The organism is Propionicimonas sp. (assembly GCF_049840635.1).
Classification (GTDB): Bacteria; Actinomycetota; Actinomycetes; order Propionibacteriales; family Propionibacteriaceae; genus Propionicimonas.
The window spans coordinates 2,480,307-2,497,790 of record NZ_JASGKL010000005.1 but is presented as its reverse complement, the minus strand read 5'-3'; the positions used below and the strand labels follow the sequence as shown (position 1 = coordinate 2,497,790).

Here is a 17,484-nt window from a genome sequence, read left to right as displayed (position 1 = left end):
AGAGACTTCAGGCGTGCGGCGGGATCTCCCGCAGCGTGGCCAGGATCTCGGCGGTCGCCTTCGAGCGGTTCTGCGTGTAGAAGTGCAGGCCCGGCGCGCCCCCGGCCAGCAGCCGGTCGCACAGGTCGGTGGCGAGCTCCAGCCCCGCCGCACGGACGGACGCGGGGTCGTCGGCAACGGCCCGCAGCCGCGACACCACGGACGCGGGGAGGTCGGCTCCCGAGAGCGTTGCGAACCGCTCGATCTGGTTCACGTTCGTGACCGGCATGATCCCCGCCACCACCGGCAGGCTGCCGCCCAGCCGGTCCAGCCGCTCGACCAGCCGGAAGTACGCGTCGGCGTCGAAGAACAACTGGGTGATCGCGAACTCGGCGCCCGCCTCCTGCTTCTCGACCAGCACGCGGGCGTCCAGGTCGAGGTCGGAGCGCTCGGGGTGACCATCCGGGAACGCGCCGACGCCCACGCAGAAGTCGCCGCTGGCCTTCACCAGCCGGACCAGCTCCGTGGCGTGGTCGAGCCCCTCCGGATGCCGCTCCCAGACCGCGGTCGGGCCGCCCGGCGGGTCGCCGCGGACGGCGAGGATGTGGGTGACGCCCGCGTCCGCGTAGGCCGCGATCGCGCCCTCCAACTCGCCGACCGACTGGCTGACGCAGGTGAGGTGGCCCATCGTGATCGCGCTCGTTCCGCTGCGGATCAGCCGGGTCGCGTCGATCGTGCGGGCGCGCGTCGAGCCGTTGGCGCCGTAGGTCACCGAGACGAAGTCCGGACGCAGCGCCTCGAGCGCCCCGATCGCCTCCAGCAGCTGCGCCTGGCCGGCGTCGTCCTTCGGAGGGAAGAACTCGAACGACATCGTCGGGTGCCCACCCGTGGCGAGCAGGTCGGCGATGGTCGGTCCGGTCGAGGGCATGCGGGCAAGGGTAGGCCAGCGTCCTCCGGATCCGCGGTCTAGGCTCAGACCGTGGTCAACCTGGACGCCGCCGACCCGCTCTCGGCCGATCTGCGCGACGCGGTGGGCGCCGAACTGGCCGCCTTCCTCGCCGACCGGGGGGACGCGCTGCGCGACCTCGGCCCCGAGACCGGGGACCTCGTCGAGCTGGCCGAGGCGTTCACCGCCGGCGGCAAGCGGCTCCGTCCGGCGTTCTGCTGCTGGGGGTACCTGGCCGCGGCGGGCGGGACCGAAGTGCCCGACCACGTCCTGCGCGCGGCCGCCAGCCTCGACCTGCTGCACGTCAGCGCGCTCGTCCACGACGACGTGATGGACGGCTCCGACACCCGGCGCGGGCTTCCCTCCGCGCACGTGCAGCTGGCCGCGCGGCACGCCGCGTCCGGACGCAGGGGCGACCCGGACGCGTTCGGCAGGGCGGGGGCGATCCTGCTCGGTGACCTGCTGCTGATGTGGTCGGTGGAGCTCTTCAACGCCTGCGGTGCGCCCGCTGAGGCACTGGCGGCGGCGCAGCCGCTGATGGCGGCGGTGCGCTCGGAGGTGACCGGCGGCCAGTACCTCGACATCACCGCGCAGACCCGCGACCCCCTGGACGCCCGCCGCAACCCCGCGTCCGTGCTCGCCCAGGTGCGCAGGGTGGTGGAGTACAAGACCGCCCGGTACACGGTGGTGCGGCCGCTCCAGGTCGGGGCGGCGCTGGGCGGCGCCGGAGACGACCTGCTGGCCGGCCTGGCTGCCTACGGCTCGCCGGTCGGACGCGCGTTCCAGTACCGCGACGACGTACTCGGCGTGTTCGGCGACGAGGCCGTGACCGGCAAACCCGCCGGCGACGACCTGCGCGAGGGCAAGCTCACCGTCCTGATCGCCACCACGATGGCGAACGCGTCGGACGCGGCCGCGGCCCGCCTCGACGGCCTCCTCGGCCGCCGCCTCGATGACCAGGAGCTCGCCGAGGCCCGCTCGGTGATCGTCGACTCCGGCGCGCTCGCCGCCACGGAGGCCGAGATCGCCGCCGCCGTCGCGGACGCGTCCGCCGCCCTGGCGTCCGCCCCCGTCCCCGAGCCCGCCCGCACGGGCCTCGCCACCCTCGCCCGCGTGGCCGCCGAGCGCGCGTCCTGAGATCCCGGGTCAAGCCCGGGATGACGCCCATCCCCGTCATCCCGGTGAAAGCCGGGATCCCGACAACACAGCCGACCCCACCAACACGGAGATCCCGGGTCAAGCCCGGGATGACAAGATGGCAGCACCCCAAGAACGGTCCCTGAGGAGTCGCGGGGCGAGGAACGAGACCCGCGACGTCACGAAGGGCCGCCGCCACCCCAGACCCGCAGCCACGCCCGCGATGACGCCCACCACCCTGTCATCCCGGCGAAAGCCGGGATCTCGACGAGGTCGCGACTCGTTATTGCAGCTTGAAGACCTGGAGGGTCAGGTTGGCCATCGCGGGGTCGGTGTTCCAGGCGTGGCGGAGGCGGTCCTTCAGCGAGATCGCGGCGGCCTCCGGGTTGCCGGCGGCGGTGACGGCGCGGGAGACCGCGATCCGGCGGGCGCCGGCGGAGAGCACCTTGTCGAGCGTCCCCGCCGTGATCCCACCGACCGCGAACCACGGCTTGGCGGACGCGTCGCTCGGCGGGGCCACGCTCGCCGCGTAGCGGACCAGGTCGAGGCCGGAGTCGGGGGTGAGCCCGCCGAACACGGGCCCGACCGTGAGGTAGTTCACGTCGGGGTCGGCCAGCGCGGCGTCCACCTGCTCGGCGGAGTGGCAGGACCGTCCGACCAGCGCCCACTCGTGCAGGTACTCGCGGGCCCTCGCCGCGGTGTCCCCCCGCTCGGGCAGGTGCAGCAGGTCGGCCTGGAACTCCTGCGCCAGCGGCCCTGACTGGTACACGCTGACCAGCCCCTGGTACCGCTGCGCAGCCTTGCGCATCACCCTCAACGCGGCGAGGAGCGCCTCGTCGTCGGCGCTCGGGTCGCGCAACTGCATGATGTCCACGCCGCCGGCGAAGCTGGCGTCCGCGAACTCGGCGAGGTCGCCCTCGTCCTCGCGCGCGCCACTGATCAGGAGCAGTCGTGCGAGTCCGAGCCGGGTGGCCAGTCCGAGAAGGGCGGTCATGGGCCCAGCCTACGACGGCGCGTTGTGATCAACGAACTTGCTGGACACTCCTACAATCGCGTCTAGGTCTGGACGGCCTACTTCCCCGACTTGTCCGGAGCCCCTAGTGACGACCATGAGTGACACCGATCCCCTGCTGGGGCACGTCCTCGACGGTCGGTACGAGATTCTCCGCAAGCTCGCCCGAGGCGGCATGGCGACGGTCTATCTCGCCACCGACCGCCGTCTGACGCGCACGGTCGCGGTCAAGGTCATGCACGACAACCTCGGCAGCGACCAGGACTTCGTCACCCGCTTCGACCGCGAGGCCCGGGCGGCCGCGCGCCTCTCCCACCCGAACGTGGTGTCGGTGTTCGACCAGGGCATGGACCTCGGGCGTCCCTACATGGTGATGGAGTACATCGAGGGCTCGACCCTGCGGCAGCTGATCACCCGCGAGGCGCCGATGGAGCCGCAGCGCGTCCTCGACCTGCTGATCCCCGTCACCGCAGCGGTCGCCGCCGCCCACGAGGCCGGCATCATCCATCGCGACCTCAAACCCGAGAACGTCCTGATCTCGACCCGCGGCCAGATCAAGGTGGCCGACTTCGGGCTCGCGCGCGCCGTGACCGCCAACACCGCGACCGCGCAGGGGATGCTGATCGGGACGGTGTCGTACATCGCGCCCGAACTGGTCACCCACGGCCACGCCGACACCCGCTGCGACGTGTACGCACTGGGCATCCTCGCCTTCGAGATGCTCACCGGGAAGAAGCCGCACACGGGCGAGACGCCGATCCAGGTCGCGTGGAGCCACGTCCACAACGAGATCACCGCGCCGTCCGCGAGCGCGCCCGCCCAGTGGCGCGACACCCGCTCCGGCGTCCCGCCGTACCTGGACGCGCTGGTCATGGCCGCGGCCGCCCGGCAGCCCGCCGACCGGCCCGCGGACGCGAAGGTCCTGCTCGACCACCTCCGCCAGGCGAGGGACGCGATCGAGCGCGGCGTGGTCGACGACCCGCTGCTGACCGCCCGGATGCGCGAGACCGGCCTCGACCCCAGCACCCAGCTCACCGAGCAGGTGCCCGCCGTCGTGGCGATGCCCGGCCAGGACGTGCAGAAGACCGCCACCCTGCGGTTCACCCCGTCCACCCCGATGAGCCCCAGCCATCCCGGCGCGGCCGACGGCATGCCGTACTACGACAGCCTCCCGCTGCCGGTCCCCAGCCCGTCCGCGGTGCCGCTGCAGCAGCGCAGGGCGAAGAAGCACCGCCGCGGCGTCGTGACGCTGCTCGTGCTGTTGCTGGTGACCGTGCTCGCCGGTGTCGGGGCGTGGTACCTGCTGGCGGGCCGGTTCACGACCACGCCGGACTTCACCGGCCTCACCCAGGACAAGGCCGCCGCGCTGGCGGCGAAGGAGGGGGTCGCGCTCGCCCCCGTCCAGGAGTTCAGCGAGACCGTCCCCGTCGGCCAGGTGATCCGCACCGATCCCGCAGCGGGCGACCGCGTGCTGTGGGGCGGGACGGTGACCGCCTACCTCTCGAAGGGGCAGGAGCGCTACGCCGTCCCGTCCCTGGTCGGACGCGACCGCGACGATGCCGTCCAGACCCTCGAGGACGGACACCTCGCGGTCGGCGAGGTCAAGGAGGTCTACGACGAGAGCCTCGCCGTCGGCCTCGTGGTGAGGGCGTCCATCGCGGGCGTGGAGGTCGAGGCCGGGAAGCTGGTCAAGCCGGGCACCGAGGTCGACCTCGACATCTCCAAGGGCCCGGCGCCCATCGAGATCGTCAGCTACAAGAACCGGCCGTTCGACGAGGCCAAGGCGTACTACGAGAGCGCCGGGCTGGTCGTGAACCGGGCGGAGGACAAGTACAGCTCCACGGTGGACGCGGGCAACGTCATCTCGTCCGACCCCAAGGTCGGCGAGAGCGTGGAGAAGGGCGGCACGATCACCTTCACGGTGTCCAAAGGGCCCGAGATGGTGACCGTCCCCGGCGTCCGCGGGCTCAGCGAGGACCAGGCGACGAAGAAGCTCAAGGATGCCGGCTTCAAGGTGACCGTCCGCAAGACCTTCTTCGGGAGCACGGCGTGGGGCACCGACCCCGGCGAGGGCCAGCAGGCACCGAAGGGCTCGACGATCACGCTGATCCTGGTCTGACCGCCCGCCCGGGTCCGATGCTCAGCGGGGCGTCCAGGCGCCCTTTCCCCGCAGGTCGACGAGCTTCGTCGGTGTCATGTCGGTGACCCGGCTGAAGACCAGCGACCAGCCACGCTCGTTCAGCAGCCCGTCATGGATCGGGAAGCCGATCGGGGCCTTCACCTCGCGGGCGAAGTCGACGGTCTCCTTCATCGCCGCCCATGGGCCGTAGGCCGGCACGGCCAGCACGTCGACGCCCGGCGGGATCGTCGCGAGGCTGTCGCCGGGGTGGAACAGCGTGGGCTCTCCCGGCGCCTGCACCACCAGCCCGACGTTGCCGATCCGCGGGATGTCCTTGTGGATCACCGCGTGCAGGCCGCCGACGGCGTCCACCCGCACCCGGCCCAGTTCGACGGACGTGTCGGCCGCGATCGGCTCCGCGCGCTCCAGCGGCACCGCGTCGAGCACCCCGGGCTCGACGAGCACGCGGGCGCCCGGGTTGGCCGCGACCAGCGCGGGCGCGTGCTCGGGATCGACATGGTCGGGGTGCAGGTGCGTGACCAGGATCAGGTCGAGGTCGGTGAACCCGTGCCAGGTGTCGGAGAAGTTGCCCGGGTCGATCAGGATCCGCGTCCCCTCGACCTCGACGAGCACACAGGAGTGCCCCAGGTGGGTGAGCTGCATGTCAGTCCTCCTGCAGGGTGTGGATGACGAAGTCCATGGCCATCGTGTACCCATAGGTGCCGAAACCGGTCATCACCCCGACCGCGATGTCGGACAGGTACGAGTGCTGCCGGAACGACTCCCGGGCGTGGACGTTGGAGATGTGCACCTCGCAGAACGGCAGCGCCACCGCGGCGAACGCGTCCCTGATCGCCACCGAGGTGTGCGTGAACGCCCCGGGGTTGATGATCACGAAGCGGGTGCCGTCGTCGCGCGCGGCGTGCAGCCGGTCGATGATCTCGCCCTCGTGGTTGCTCTGGAAGGTGTCCACGGCGAGGCCCGAGCCGGCGCCCTGCGCGATCAGCCCCGCCTCGATCTCCGCCAGCGTCGTGAAACCGTAGATCTCCGGCTCGCGGGTGCCGAGCGTGTTCAGGTTGGGCCCGTTGATGACCAGCACGTCCATGGGGTTACTCTCCCACGCCCGCATGCCTGGCGTCCCGGCGAGCGCCGCAGCCCACGGCCGTGCCGACACCACCGACGCGGAGATCCCGGGTCAAGCCCGGGATGACAAGCAGCACGGCGGGTTCAGGTCGTCGCCACCCGGAGGTCGCCTGCCGTTCAATCGGCGTGCCTACGCTCGGGTCGACCGAAGGGAAAGGAGCGGGCTTGCCGCGAGAAGTGCTGCTGGTCGCGGCCTACGACTCCCAGCTGAAGTGGGCGATGGGGATCGCCGCGGAGTTCGACGCACGCGGCTGGCGCTGCTCGGTCGTCACCCCCAGCGACATCCGTAGTTCATTGTCGGACGAGCAGGTCACCGCTGCGGGCGGGGCCGACGTCCAGCGCGTCCCGTGGGACGACCTGCTGCGGCGCGCGCGCACCGTGGACTGCGTGGTCCTCGCCGTCCAGGGGACGCTCGTGGCGCGGTTCACCGACGAGCTCGAGCTGCTCCGTCGTGCCGAGCCGTCCCACCACGAGCCGGTCGTCGTGACCGGGTGGGTGGGCATCATCATCGAGAAGCTCGTCGCGGGCTACCTCGACCGCGCCGGTTCGGACGTGATCGCGGTCAACTCCGCCGACAACCTGCGGGAGTTCACTGCGGCCGGACGCCACCTCGGCGTCCCGCCGGACAACCTCCTGCTGAGCGGCCTGCCCCTGCTCCCCGCCACGCCCGCGCCACCCGCGGACGGCCCGATCCGCACCATCGTGTTCGCCGACCAGCCGACCGTCCCCGGCTCGCGCTGGGACCGCGCCTACGTGTACCACCGGTTGCTCGACCACGCCCGCACGCACCCCGGCCAGCAGGTCCTGCTCAAGCCGCGGCACCGGCCCGGCGAGGGCACCTTCCACGTCATGCACGACCACCCGGAGACGATCGTGGCGAAGCTCGGCAGGACGCCGGCCAACTTCGCGATCACCTACGACACGATCGCCTCGCTGCTCCCCCGCACCGATCTCCTGCTGACCGTCTCGTCCACGGCGGGCCTGGAGGCGATCGGTGCAGGCGTGCGGACGGTGTTCGTCTCCGACCTCGGCGTCCACGAGAAGCACGGCAACCAGGTGCTGGTCCCCTCCGGCCTGCTCGCCACCTTCGACGACGTCGCCGCCGGCCGGATCCCCATCGCGTCACCCGCGTGGCTGGCCGACGTGTTCGTCGGCGGCGGCGTCTCCCCTGTCGCGCGGATCGCCGACCGCGTGGAGGAACTCGTCGGGGTGCCCGCCGCGCAGCGTCCGGGACGACGGGTGGCCGCCGGCCCCTACCTCAGCGGACGCGTGGCCGTCCGCAGTGCTCGCGCGCTGATGCCGGAACTGGCCCGCGACCCCGCCGCGGGCGGCCCGCCGTCGGCCACGACCCGCAGGGCGCTCCCCGTCCTGCTGCCCCTGGCCCGGCGCGCCGACCTCGCCCTCCGGGCCTTCCTTCCCGCGAGCTGGCACCGCGCCGCACGCGCCGGCTGGTACCGCCTGCGCGTCAGCTGACGCCGCGTCCGCCCACAACGCTCCCGAAACACGCAGAAGCCACCGAAATTTCGGGAGCTTCTGCGCGTTTCGGGAGCGTTTGGCCGGAGTCAGGACCAGCCGGCCGGCGGCTGGTCGATCCGGACGAGGTTTCCCGCCGGGTCGCGGATCGCACCGTCCCGCGTCCCCCACGGCTGTTCGGCCGGCTCCTGGACGATCTCGGCTCCGACGCTGCGCAGGTGCTCGAAGGTGGCGTCCAGGTCGGCGGTGTGGAAGTGGACGCCGTTCATCGCGCCCTTTGCGAGCAGCGCGGCCACCGTGTCGTTGTCGTCGGGACTGCCGTTCACGTAGTTGGTGATCACGATCGAGACGCCTGGCTGGGCGGGCGAGCCGACCGTGATCCAGCGGGACGCGCCGCGGGCGACGTCGTTGCGCACCTCCAGGCCGAGCGCGTCGCGGTAGAAGGCGAGGGCCTCGTCGGGGTCGGTGACCTGGACGAAGCAGGTCGAGAGGGTCAGGTCCATGCGCCCAACCTAGGCTCCGGCGGCCGTGGACGCTTCTTCGTTCCTGCTCGATCTCCTCCGCGGGCGGGTGACCTGCTTCGCCACGCAGCCCGGGACTGCGGCCAGCTCGACGTGGGAGCGGGCCCGGTAGGCCGTCGGGGTCTCCCCCACCAGCTCGGTGAACCGCGCGCTGAACGAACCCAGCGAGGAACAGCCGACCGCCAGGCAGACCTCGGTGACGGTCAGGTCGCCGCCGCGGAGCAGCGCCTTCGCGCGCTCGATCCGCCGGGTCATCAGGTAGGAGTACGGCGTCTCGCCGTAGGCCGCCCGGAACCGCCGGGTGAAGTGCGCGGGCGACATCAGGGCCGTCCGCGCGATCTCCGCCACGTCGAGCGGACGCGCGTAGTCGCGGTCGATCAGGTCACGCGCCCGGCGCAGCCGCGCCAGGTCGGCCAGGTCCTCCCGCGTCACGCAGCGAGCATAGGACGGGCCTCAGGCGTTCGCGACGGCCTCCACCAGGGCGGCGTTGAAGGCCGGCAGGTCGCGCGGGCTGCGGCTCGTGACCAGGTTGCCGTCCACGACCACCTCCTGGTCGACCCAGTGGGCGCCGGCGTTCTTCAGGTCGGTGGAGATCCGGGTGGTGGACGTGAGCGTCCGGCCCGGCACCACACCGGCCTCGATCAGGATCCACGGCCCGTGGCAGATCGACGCGACCGGCTTGCCCGCGTCCATGAACGCCCGGACAAAGGCGATCGCCTTGGGGTTGGTGCGGATCTTGTCGGAGTTCAGCGTCCCGCCGGGCAGCACGAGCGCGTCGTAATCCTCCGGGTCGGCCTCGTCGAGCGTGAGGTCCACCGCGAAGTCGTCCCCGCGGTCCCAGTCGCCGATCAGCGCCGTGATCGTCCCCGGCTCCTCCGAGACCAGGACGGGCTCGGCGCCCGCGCTCTCCAGGGTCGCCCAGGGCTCGGTCAGTTCCGGCTGCTCGACGCCCCGCTTGAGCAGGAACGCCACCTTCTTGCCACTCAGGTCGGTCATGGTGCCAACCTACCCAGACTCGCTGACGGTGGGGGGACCGAGTGGGGAACCGTCCCCCACTCGGTCCGCGAGCTGTGGCGAGTCAGACGCCGAAGCGGGTCCTGCGGACGAGCTCGCCGTCGGTCCAGTTGGACGTGGGGACGTGGCCGGGCAGCGGCAGGATGCGCTCGTGGATCGCGTCCAGGAACCACTCCGGCTGCGGGAAGAACAGGTCCTCCAGCTCGGGGGCCGGCGTGATGTGGTTGCGGGCGCCGACCACGACGACCGGGGCGTCCAGGGCGTCGAACGCGAGGTTCTGGACGTCGGTGGCGACCGTCTGCAGGAAGCTCCCCCGGGCGACGGCGTCGGAGGCGAGCACCAGACGTCCGGTCTTCTGGACGGACTCGACCAGCAACGTGTAGTCGAGCGGTGCCACGAAGCGCAGGTCGATCACCTCGGCGGAGATGCCGTACTTCTCCTGCAGGGTGTCGGCGGCTTCGAGCGCCCGGTACAGGGTGGCGCCGAGCGTCGCGATGGTCACGTCGGTGCCCTCGCGGCGGACGACCGGCTGGCCCTCCGGGGTCTCGTAGTAGCCCTCCGGGACGCCGTCGGCCTCGAACTGCTCGCCGATGTCGTACAGCAGCTGGGATTCGAGGAACACCACCGGGTCGGTGCCGGCCAGCGCCAGGTTCAGCATGCCCTTGGCATCGGTCGGGGTGGACGGGAAGTACACCTTCAGGCCCGGGATGTGCGAGACGAGCGCCGACCAGTCCTGGGAGTGCTGGGCGCCGTACTTGTTGCCGACGGAGACCCGCAGCACCAGCGGCATCTTCAGCAGGCCGGCGGACATCGACTGCCACTTGGCCATCTGGTTGAACACCTCGTCGCCGGCGCGGCCGAGGAAGTCGCAGTACATCAGCTCGACGACCGCACGACCACCGGACAAGGCATAACCCACACCGGCACCCACGATGGCGGCCTCCGAGATCGGCGAGTTGAACAACCGGCGGTACGGCAGCAGCTCGGTGAGTCCGCGGTAGACGGCGAACGCGCCGCCCCAGTCGCGGTTCTCCTCGCCCCACGCGCACATCGTCGGGTCGATCGCGTACCGGTGCGCCATCGCCTCGAACAGGCCGTCGCGGAACTGGTACATCTTCACCTTGGAGACTGGCTTGCCGTCCGCGTCCTTCGCGGTGCGCACCTTCTTGGCGATCGCCTTCACCCGGGCGTTCTCGGCCAGGGGCTCGAGCAGTTCCGGCTCACCCGCACCGAACGCCTCGACGTGCTCGTTGGAGAGCATCTTCGACTCGATGTAGGTCGCGTCCACCCGCTCCAGGTCGTCGCTGGACGCCAGCGCGAGCACCTTCGTCAGGCGCTCGACGATCCGTCCGCGCAGGTCGTCCACGTCCGCGTTCTTCAGGACGCGCTTGCTCACCAGCAGGTCGGAGAAGGACGTGATCGAGTCGGCAGCCTCCCAGGCCTCGATCTCCTCGCGCGTCCGGTAGCTGGAGGCGTCGGACGGGGAGTGCCCGGAGATCCGGTAGGTGATCGTGTCGAGCAGGACGGGGCCCTTGCCGGCGAGCAGGAGCTCCTTCTTGCGGGCGATCGCATCGGCGACGGCGAGCGGGTTGTAGCCGTCCACCCGCTCGGCGTGCATGGCCTCGGGGTTCACGCCCGCGCCCACCCGGGCGAGGATGTCGTAGCCCATGGTCTCGCCGTCGGTCTGGCCGCCCATGCCGTAGAAGTTGTTGAAGAAGTTGAACAGGATCGGCGGGTTCCCGCCGTCCTCGGGACGCCACAGCTGGCGGTACTGGTCCATGGCGGCGAACATCATCGCCTCCCACACCGGCCCGCAGCCCATGGACGCGTCGCCGATGTTGGCGATCACGATGCCGGGCTCGCGGTTCACCCGCTTGAACAGCGCCGAGCCGTTCGCGATCGGGGCCGAGCCGCCGACGATGGCGTTGTTGGGCATCGAGCCGAACGGGGTGAAGAAGGCGTGCATCGAGCCGCCCATACCCCGGTTGAAGCCCACCTTGCGGGCGAAGATCTCGGCCAGCGTGCCGAACAGGATGAAGTTCTCGGTGAGCTCATCGGCCGTCTCGTAGCCGATCTTCTCGGCGTAGCGCAGGGTGTCGCCGCCGAGGAAGGTGCTCATCGTGTCGGCGAGCTTCGACGCGTCCATCTTCCGGGCCGCGGAGAACGACTTGGCCGAGGATCTCGCCGTGGCTGCGGTGGCTGCCGAAGATGTAGTCGTCGGCGTCCAGCTCGGCGGCCTGCCCGACCGCCGCGGCCTCCTGGCCGGCGGACAGGTGCGCGGGGCCCTTGTGGTTGTACTCGATGCCCTGCCACCCGCCGGTGGTCTTGATCGAGTTCAGCATCGACTCGAACTCGCGGATCGCGATCATGTCGTGCAGCATCGCGACCAGGCCGTCCGCGCCGTACCGCTTCCTCGCGGCGGTGAAGTCGAGCTTGTACGCGTTCACCGGGATCGGCGGGACGGTGATCGTCGAGGCCTTGCGGACCTCGGCCGGGTTCACTGCTAGTGACTTGGGCATCTCTTCCTTCGCTTCTCTGGATCAGTCGTTGAGGGCCCAGGCAGCCTCGCGGATGCCTTCGGACACGGTCGGGTGGGGGAAGACGACCTGGCGCAGGTCGTCCACGGTGAGTTCGGTCTCGAGGACGGCGGCCGCCCCCCAGATGGTCTCGGGGGCGTAGCTGCCGAGCATGTGGACGCCGAGGACGGCGCGAGTGTGCTTGTCGGCGATCAGTTTCACCGCACCGGGGCCACGGACGCCGTTCTCTGCGACGAAGCGTCCGGACACCGCCAGCGGGACGGTCGCGGTGACGACATCGTGGCCGCGTTCGGACGCCTGCGCCTCGGTGAGCCCTACGCCGGCGGCCTCGGGGATCGAGTAGACCGCCCACGGGATGGTGTCGGTGCGCAGCGTCTGGCCGGAGTTGGCGGCCTTGACCGGGTCGATGATGTGGGCCGCGGCGACCTCGCCCATCCGGTAGGCGGCGTGGGCGAGCAGGCTGCGTCCGGTGACGTCGCCGACCGCCCAGACGTTGGGCAGGTTGGTGCGCATGGTGTCGTCGACGACGACCCCCCTGGGCCCGACCTCCAGCCCGGACTCCTTCGCCCCCCAGCCGTCGACGAGCGGACGCCGTCCGACCGCCATCAGCACGAGGTCGGCCTCAGCGCGCTGCTCGGCGCCCTTCGCGTCGGTGTAGACGACCGTCGCACCCTCGATGCCGGTGACCCGGCAGCCGAGCCTGAACGTGACGTCCGACAGCGCCTTGCGGAGCTTCGCGGCGAGGTCGTCGTCCATGAAGGGGACGATCTCGGGCAGCATCTCGATCACCTCGACCTGCGCGCCGAATGCGGCGAACAGGGACGCGAACTCCAGCCCGATCACGCCGCCGCCGATCACGGCGAGTCGCTGCGGGACGGCGTCGACGGCCAACAGCCCGGTCGAGTCGACGACCAGTGGGTTGTCCTTCGCACCGGGGATCGGCGGCATCGCCGGCACCGAGCCGGTGGCGATGATCACGTGGTCGGCGGTCTTCCGGGTCTTGGCCGACAGGTGCTTGTCATCCCGGGCTCGACCCGGGATCTCCTCGTCGGCGCGACTCCCTGCGTCCGGAGATCCCGGCTTTCGCCGGGATGAAAGGGGGGTGAGTTCGACCACGCCCGGGCCGACGAGCGTCCCGTGCGCGTTGGCGACCTCGACGCCGGCGCGCTTCTCGGCCATCCCGACGCCGCCGACGAGCGTCTTGACCACGTCCGCCTTCCACGACTGGACGGTCGCCCAGTCGAAGCTGACGTTCTCCGCGGTCACGCCGAACTGCGCGGAGTGCTGCGCGTGGGCGTACAGCTTGGCCGAGTTCAGCAGGGACTTGGTCGGGATGCAGCCCACGTTCAGGCACGTGCCGCCCAGGGCCTCCTTCTCGACCAGCAGCACCTTCTTGCCGGCATGGCCGAGGCGCTCGGCGGCGATGTAGCCGCCGGGGCCGCCGCCGAGGACGATCACGTCGTAGTCGCTCATCAGTGATCCCCTCAGCCCAGAACCGTCAGGTCGATGTCGGCCACGGCCGCGCACAGGTCCTTCAGGAAGCGTGCGGCGTCCGCACCGTCGATCACCTGGTGGTCGGCGGTCAGCGAGAACCCGATCCGCTGCTCGGCCCCCACGCTGCCGTCGGCGTTGATCACCGCGCGCGGGAAGATCGCGTCCACCCCGAGGATCGCCACCTGCGGCACGTTCAGCAGCGGGGTGAACCACTCGATCCCGAACGCCCCCAGGTTGCTCACCGTGAAGCTCGCCCCACCCAGCAGGTCGGGGCTGATCGAGCCGCCGATCGCTGCGTTCGCCAGCGCCTTGCACCGGACGGAGAAGTCCCGCAGCGTGAGCGTGTCGGCGAACTGCAGCGTCGGCACCAGCAGGCCGCGCGGGGTGTCCACGGCCATGCCGAGGTGCACGGACGCGAACTCACGCAGCACGCCGCCGGACAGGTGGGCGTTGACCACCGGGTGCCTGAGCAGCGTCCGGACGGCCGCGTACCCGACCATGTCGCCGATCGTGACCGCGGCGAGCTCCGGGTCGGACGCGCCCTTCAGCCGCTTGCGCAGAGCCAGCAGCCCTGCGGCCGGCGCGGTCGCGGTGTAGGTCAGCTGCGCGGACGTCGCCAGCGAGTTCATCATCCGCTCGGCGATCACCTTGCGGATCCCCTTCAGCGGCGTGTCGGTGTAGGCGCCCGGGAACTCGCTGCCCTGCGGGCTTCGTGACGCCGGCTCGTTCCTCGCCGGCTCCTCAGCCACCGTTGTGGTGGCGGCCAGGTCGGCGCGCGTCACGCGCCCACCGATGCCGGTGCCCGCCGCGCCCGGCACGAAGCCGGACGCCTCCGCGCGCGCCCCGGCGGTCAGGCCCGGGCCGGCGGCGATGGCCTCTTGGACGTCGCGTTCGATCACGCGTCCGTGCGGACCGGTGCCCGCGAGTAGGTCGGCGGCGATGCCCTGGGAGGCGGCCAGCGCGCGGGCCCGGGGCGAGATTCCTTCAGCGGGAGTGTCCGTGACGGCGGCCCTTCGTGACGCCGGCTCGTTCCTCGCCGGCTCCTCAGGGACCGTTCCGGAAGCCGGCTCAACCCCCTCCGGCTCGTCAGGGAGCGTTGCAGGGGCCGCGCCACCACCGACCAGCCCGGCGATGTCCTCGCCCGGCTCGCCGACGATCACCAGGGGCTCCTTGACCGGGACGTCGTCGCCCTCGGCGGCGAGCAGCGCGAGCACCGTCCCTGCGACGCCGGACGGCACCTCCATCGACGACTTGTCGGTCTCGATCTCGCACAGCAGGGTCGAGGCGTCGACCACGTCGCCGACCTTCACCAGCCAGGCGGTGACCAAGCACGACTCCACCGTGTTGCCGAGCTGTGGCATCACCACTACCTGTGCCATGGGTTCTCCTGTTCCTAGACGATGCGGACTTCGACGCCGCTGTTGCCGAGTTCGGTCCGGGCGTCCTCGCCCAGGCCGGAATCACTGATCACGCCGGCGAGGTCGGCCAGCGGCATGACGCTGACGAACCCTGCGCGCGCGTACTTGGACGCGTCCGCGACGAGCCACGACTCGGTCGCCCGCGCCTTCATCGCGCGGATCACCTCCGCGCCCTCGGCGAAGGCCGTGGTCAGGCCGCGTTCGGCGCTGAAACCGTCCGTCCCGAAGAAGGCCAGCCGGACGTTGAAGTCCTCGATGGACGCGAGCGCACCCGGGCCGACGAGCGACTCGCTGCTGCGGTGGAACGTGCCCCCGGTGAGGACGACCGTCAGCGAAGGGTGCAGCCGCGCGTAGCGCAGCACCAGCGTGGAGTTCGTGAGGATCCGCACACCGCGACGTTCGCCGAGGTGGGCGACGATCTCCGCGCAGGTCGTGCCCGCCTCGATCATCACCACGTCGTCGTCACGGATCAGTTCCGCGGCCGCGGCGGCGATCCGTCCCTTCTCGCCCGCGTGCTGGAGCTGGCGCTCGAGGACGTTGCGGTAGCCGGTGGCCTCGGCACCGCCGTGGGTGCGAGCGAGCATGCCGCGCTCCTCCAGGGTGCGCAGGTCGCTGCGGACGGTGACCTCCGAGACGCCGAGCTGGCGGGACAGTGCGGCGACCGACAGCGATCCCTCTCTGGCCAGACGCGCCAGGATCAGGGACTCGCGCTCGTTGCGCTCGATCGACATCGACCGGTCCTTTCGAATGATCTTCGAACTAGATCCTATAACGATTCAATCGTAAGCTAGTGCCAGCGATCCCGCAAGCGTTGCTGAAGCGGCTCCCGAGCGGGACGCGTCCGTCCGCACCCCAGCGAGGAACCCATGGAGATCCTGTTCGACACCGCCAACCTGGCCGCCATCGAGGAGATGACGCCGCTCTACCCCGTGGCGGGGGTGACCACCAACCCGACCATCATCAAGGCCGAGGGCCGGATCGACTTCTACGCCCACTTCCGCAGGATCCGCGAGATCATCGGCCCGGACCGGACGCTGCACATCCAGGTGCTCGCGCAGGACGCGGACGGCATCGTCGCCGACGCGCACCGGCTGCTGGCAGAGATCGACGGCAGCGTCTACGCCAAGATCCCCACGACCGAGCAGGGCATCCGGGCAATGCGCCTGCTGAAGGACGAGGGCGTCGGCGTGACCGCCACCGCCATCTACTCCAAGACGCAGGGCATGCTGGCCGTCGCGGCGGGCGCGGACTACATCGCGCCGTACTTCAACCGCATGGAGAGCCTCGACATCGACACCAGCGCCACGATCAAGAGCCTGGCGAAGTTCATCGACCGGCACGGCGCGGACTGCAAGATCATGGCGGCGAGCTTCAAGAACGTCGCCCAGGTGAGCGCGGCCTTCGAGGCCGGGGCCGCGGCGGTGACCCTGCACCCCGACCTGCTGCGGGCCGCCCTGTCGAGCCCCGACATCACGCAGGCCGTGGACGCCTTCGCGCAGGACTGGTTCGACACGTTCGGCACCACGACGCTCCCCTGAGTTCGGCGGTCAGCGGCGTTCGCGGCCGAGCAGCCACAGCCGCAGCGACGTCGCAACCGCCCGCTCGAGGTCGGCGGCCGCCCCGGCGAGGGCGGACGCCAGGTCGCGGGGGCCGGGGCTGATCGGCACCACCGCGGCGAATCCGCGTCCGACCAGGTCGCCGGCACCGTCGCCCAGCGACCCCGCGAAAGCGATCACGGGGACGCCGTGTCGCGCGGCGACGTCGGCCACCCCGGCCGGCGTCTTGCCCGACAGCGTCTGGCGGTCCAGCGATCCCTCTCCGGTGAGCACGAGGTCGGCACCCGCGACGGCCTCATCGAGGTGGGCCGCGTCCGCGACGACCTCCACGCCGCGGCGCATCCGTCCGCCGAGGCACAGGAACGCCGCGCCGAGGCCACCGGCAGCCCCCGCGCCGGGGAGGGCGCGGACGTCCGGCAGCCCCGCGGCGACGAGGGCGTCGGCGATCCGGGCCAGGGTGGCGTCCAGCACCGGGACCTGCGCGGGCGTCGCGCCCTTCTGAGGACCGAACACGGCGGCCGACCCCTCGGGGCCGAGCAGCGGGTTCGTGACGTCGCAGGCGAGGTCGATCGTGACGTTGGGCAGCCGCGGGTCGAGCCCTGACAGGTCGACGCGGTCCAGCATCGTCAGGCCGTCGGGTGTCGGTTCGAGCGGCATCCCGTCGGCGGCGAGCCACACCGCGCCGAGACCAGCGAGCAGGCCGGCGCCGCCGTCGGTGGTCGCGGATCCGCCCAGGCCGACGATGATGCGGGTCGCACCCGCGTTGAGGGCGTCCTGGACGAGGTCGGCCACGCCGAGCGAGGTGGACCGCATCACGTCACGCGCGGACCGGGCGATGAGCCCGATGCCGACGGCCGCGGCGACCTCGACCACCGCCAGCCCGTCCGCGCACAGCCCGTAGCGGGCCTCGAGCGGACGACCCAGCGCGTCCACGGTGGCGACCGTGCGCCACTCCCCCGCCAGCGCGTCGACCAGTGCCTGCGCCGTGCCCTCGCCGCCGTCGGCCATCGGCACCGCGACGCAGTCGGCGTCCGGCAGCACGGCGCGGACGCCGCGGGCCATCGCCGCGGCGGCGTCCGCTGCGCTCAACGACTCCTTGAACGAGTCCGGGGCGAGCACCACCTTCACGACGCCA

General features: G+C 71.5%; 17 protein-coding genes and 1 pseudogene. 5 read left to right on the top strand and 13 right to left on the bottom strand.

Annotation, left to right across the window (positions count from 1 at the left end; genetic code table 11):
* Positions 1-7: 7 nt before the first annotated feature.
* Positions 8-907 carry a methylenetetrahydrofolate reductase [NAD(P)H] gene (metF, locus tag QM779_RS17140; RefSeq protein WP_428537818.1) on the bottom strand — a complete coding sequence of 300 codons (900 nt, stop codon included), beginning with the start codon at positions 905-907 and terminating at the stop codon, positions 8-10.
* 51 nt (positions 908-958) lie between these two features.
* Between metF and QM779_RS17135 the strand changes: the two genes are divergently transcribed.
* Positions 959-2,062: a polyprenyl synthetase family protein gene (locus QM779_RS17135; RefSeq protein WP_428537815.1), complete on the top strand. Its 1,104-nt coding sequence runs from the start codon at positions 959-961 to the stop codon at positions 2,060-2,062.
* A gap of 283 nt (positions 2,063-2,345) precedes the next feature.
* Here QM779_RS17135 and QM779_RS17130 read toward each other — a convergent pair whose 3' ends face one another.
* Entirely contained in the window at positions 2,346-3,056 is a 711-nt protein-coding gene (locus QM779_RS17130) for a thiamine phosphate synthase (RefSeq protein ID WP_428537812.1), read from the bottom strand.
* Between the two features lie 115 nt (positions 3,057-3,171).
* Between QM779_RS17130 and pknB the strand changes: the two are divergent.
* A pseudogene (pknB, locus tag QM779_RS17125) lies at positions 3,172-4,788 on the top strand (Stk1 family PASTA domain-containing Ser/Thr kinase); the annotation flags it as partial.
* 3 nt (positions 4,789-4,791) lie between these two features.
* Positions 4,792-5,193 carry a PASTA domain-containing protein gene (locus tag QM779_RS17120; protein ID WP_428538495.1) on the top strand — a complete coding sequence of 134 codons (402 nt, stop codon included), beginning with the start codon at positions 4,792-4,794 and terminating at the stop codon, positions 5,191-5,193.
* Between the two features lie 21 nt (positions 5,194-5,214).
* Here QM779_RS17120 and QM779_RS17115 read toward each other — a convergent pair whose 3' ends face one another.
* Together QM779_RS17115 and aroQ are read right to left on the bottom strand one after the other, a co-directional pair.
* Complete coding sequence (locus tag QM779_RS17115) at positions 5,215-5,856, bottom strand: MBL fold metallo-hydrolase (protein ID WP_428537809.1); 642 nt, start codon at positions 5,854-5,856, stop codon at positions 5,215-5,217.
* A gap of 1 nt (position 5,857) precedes the next feature.
* Positions 5,858-6,298, bottom strand: coding sequence for a type II 3-dehydroquinate dehydratase (aroQ, locus tag QM779_RS17110; protein WP_428537806.1), 441 nt, complete (start codon positions 6,296-6,298; stop codon positions 5,858-5,860).
* A 203-nt stretch (positions 6,299-6,501) separates the two neighbouring features.
* Between aroQ and QM779_RS17105 the strand changes: the two genes are divergently transcribed.
* The gene (locus tag QM779_RS17105; protein ID WP_428537803.1) at positions 6,502-7,809 is read left to right on the top strand and encodes a DUF6716 putative glycosyltransferase; all 1,308 of its coding nucleotides are present in this window, start codon (positions 6,502-6,504) and stop codon (positions 7,807-7,809) included.
* Positions 7,810-7,898: 89 nt separating this feature from the next.
* Here the strand turns inward: QM779_RS17105 and QM779_RS17100 are convergent, their stop codons facing one another.
* From QM779_RS17100 to QM779_RS17065, 8 genes are all read right to left on the bottom strand, one after another.
* The gene (locus tag QM779_RS17100) at positions 7,899-8,312 is read right to left on the bottom strand and encodes a VOC family protein (RefSeq protein WP_428537800.1); all 414 of its coding nucleotides are present in this window, start codon (positions 8,310-8,312) and stop codon (positions 7,899-7,901) included.
* Between the two features lie 9 nt (positions 8,313-8,321).
* A complete protein-coding gene (locus QM779_RS17095) occupies positions 8,322-8,762 on the bottom strand; it encodes a helix-turn-helix transcriptional regulator (protein WP_428537797.1) in 441 nt (146 codons plus the stop codon).
* Positions 8,763-8,783: 21 nt separating this feature from the next.
* Positions 8,784-9,326 (bottom strand): type 1 glutamine amidotransferase domain-containing protein, encoded by a 543-nt coding sequence (locus QM779_RS17090; RefSeq protein ID WP_428537794.1) that lies wholly within the window; start codon positions 9,324-9,326, stop codon positions 8,784-8,786.
* An 82-nt stretch (positions 9,327-9,408) separates the two neighbouring features.
* Entirely contained in the window at positions 9,409-11,490 is a 2,082-nt protein-coding gene (locus QM779_RS17085; RefSeq protein ID WP_428537791.1) for a thiamine pyrophosphate-dependent enzyme, read from the bottom strand.
* The gene (locus QM779_RS17080) at positions 11,396-11,863 is read right to left on the bottom strand and encodes a thiamine pyrophosphate-dependent enzyme (protein ID WP_428537788.1); all 468 of its coding nucleotides are present in this window, start codon (positions 11,861-11,863) and stop codon (positions 11,396-11,398) included. Before QM779_RS17080 ends, QM779_RS17085 begins: the two co-directional genes overlap by 95 nt.
* Before the next feature lie 21 nt (positions 11,864-11,884).
* Positions 11,885-13,354 carry a dihydrolipoyl dehydrogenase gene (gene lpdA / locus QM779_RS17075; RefSeq protein WP_428537785.1) on the bottom strand — a complete coding sequence of 490 codons (1,470 nt, stop codon included), beginning with the start codon at positions 13,352-13,354 and terminating at the stop codon, positions 11,885-11,887.
* 11 nt (positions 13,355-13,365) lie between these two features.
* Positions 13,366-14,754: a dihydrolipoamide acetyltransferase family protein gene (locus QM779_RS17070; RefSeq protein ID WP_428537782.1), complete on the bottom strand. Its 1,389-nt coding sequence runs from the start codon at positions 14,752-14,754 to the stop codon at positions 13,366-13,368.
* 14 nt (positions 14,755-14,768) lie between these two features.
* On the bottom strand, positions 14,769-15,524 hold the full coding sequence (locus QM779_RS17065; protein WP_428537779.1) for a DeoR/GlpR family DNA-binding transcription regulator: 756 nt from the start codon (positions 15,522-15,524) through the stop codon (positions 14,769-14,771).
* A gap of 135 nt (positions 15,525-15,659) precedes the next feature.
* On the opposite strand from QM779_RS17065, the gene QM779_RS17060 reads away from it, so the two are divergent.
* Positions 15,660-16,331, top strand: coding sequence for a fructose-6-phosphate aldolase (locus tag QM779_RS17060; protein WP_428537776.1), 672 nt, complete (start codon positions 15,660-15,662; stop codon positions 16,329-16,331).
* Between the two features lie 9 nt (positions 16,332-16,340).
* Here the strand turns inward: QM779_RS17060 and QM779_RS17055 are convergent, their stop codons facing one another.
* A complete protein-coding gene (locus QM779_RS17055) occupies positions 16,341-17,477 on the bottom strand; it encodes a glycerate kinase (protein WP_428537773.1) in 1,137 nt (378 codons plus the stop codon).
* Between the last annotated feature and the right edge of the window lie 7 nt (positions 17,478-17,484).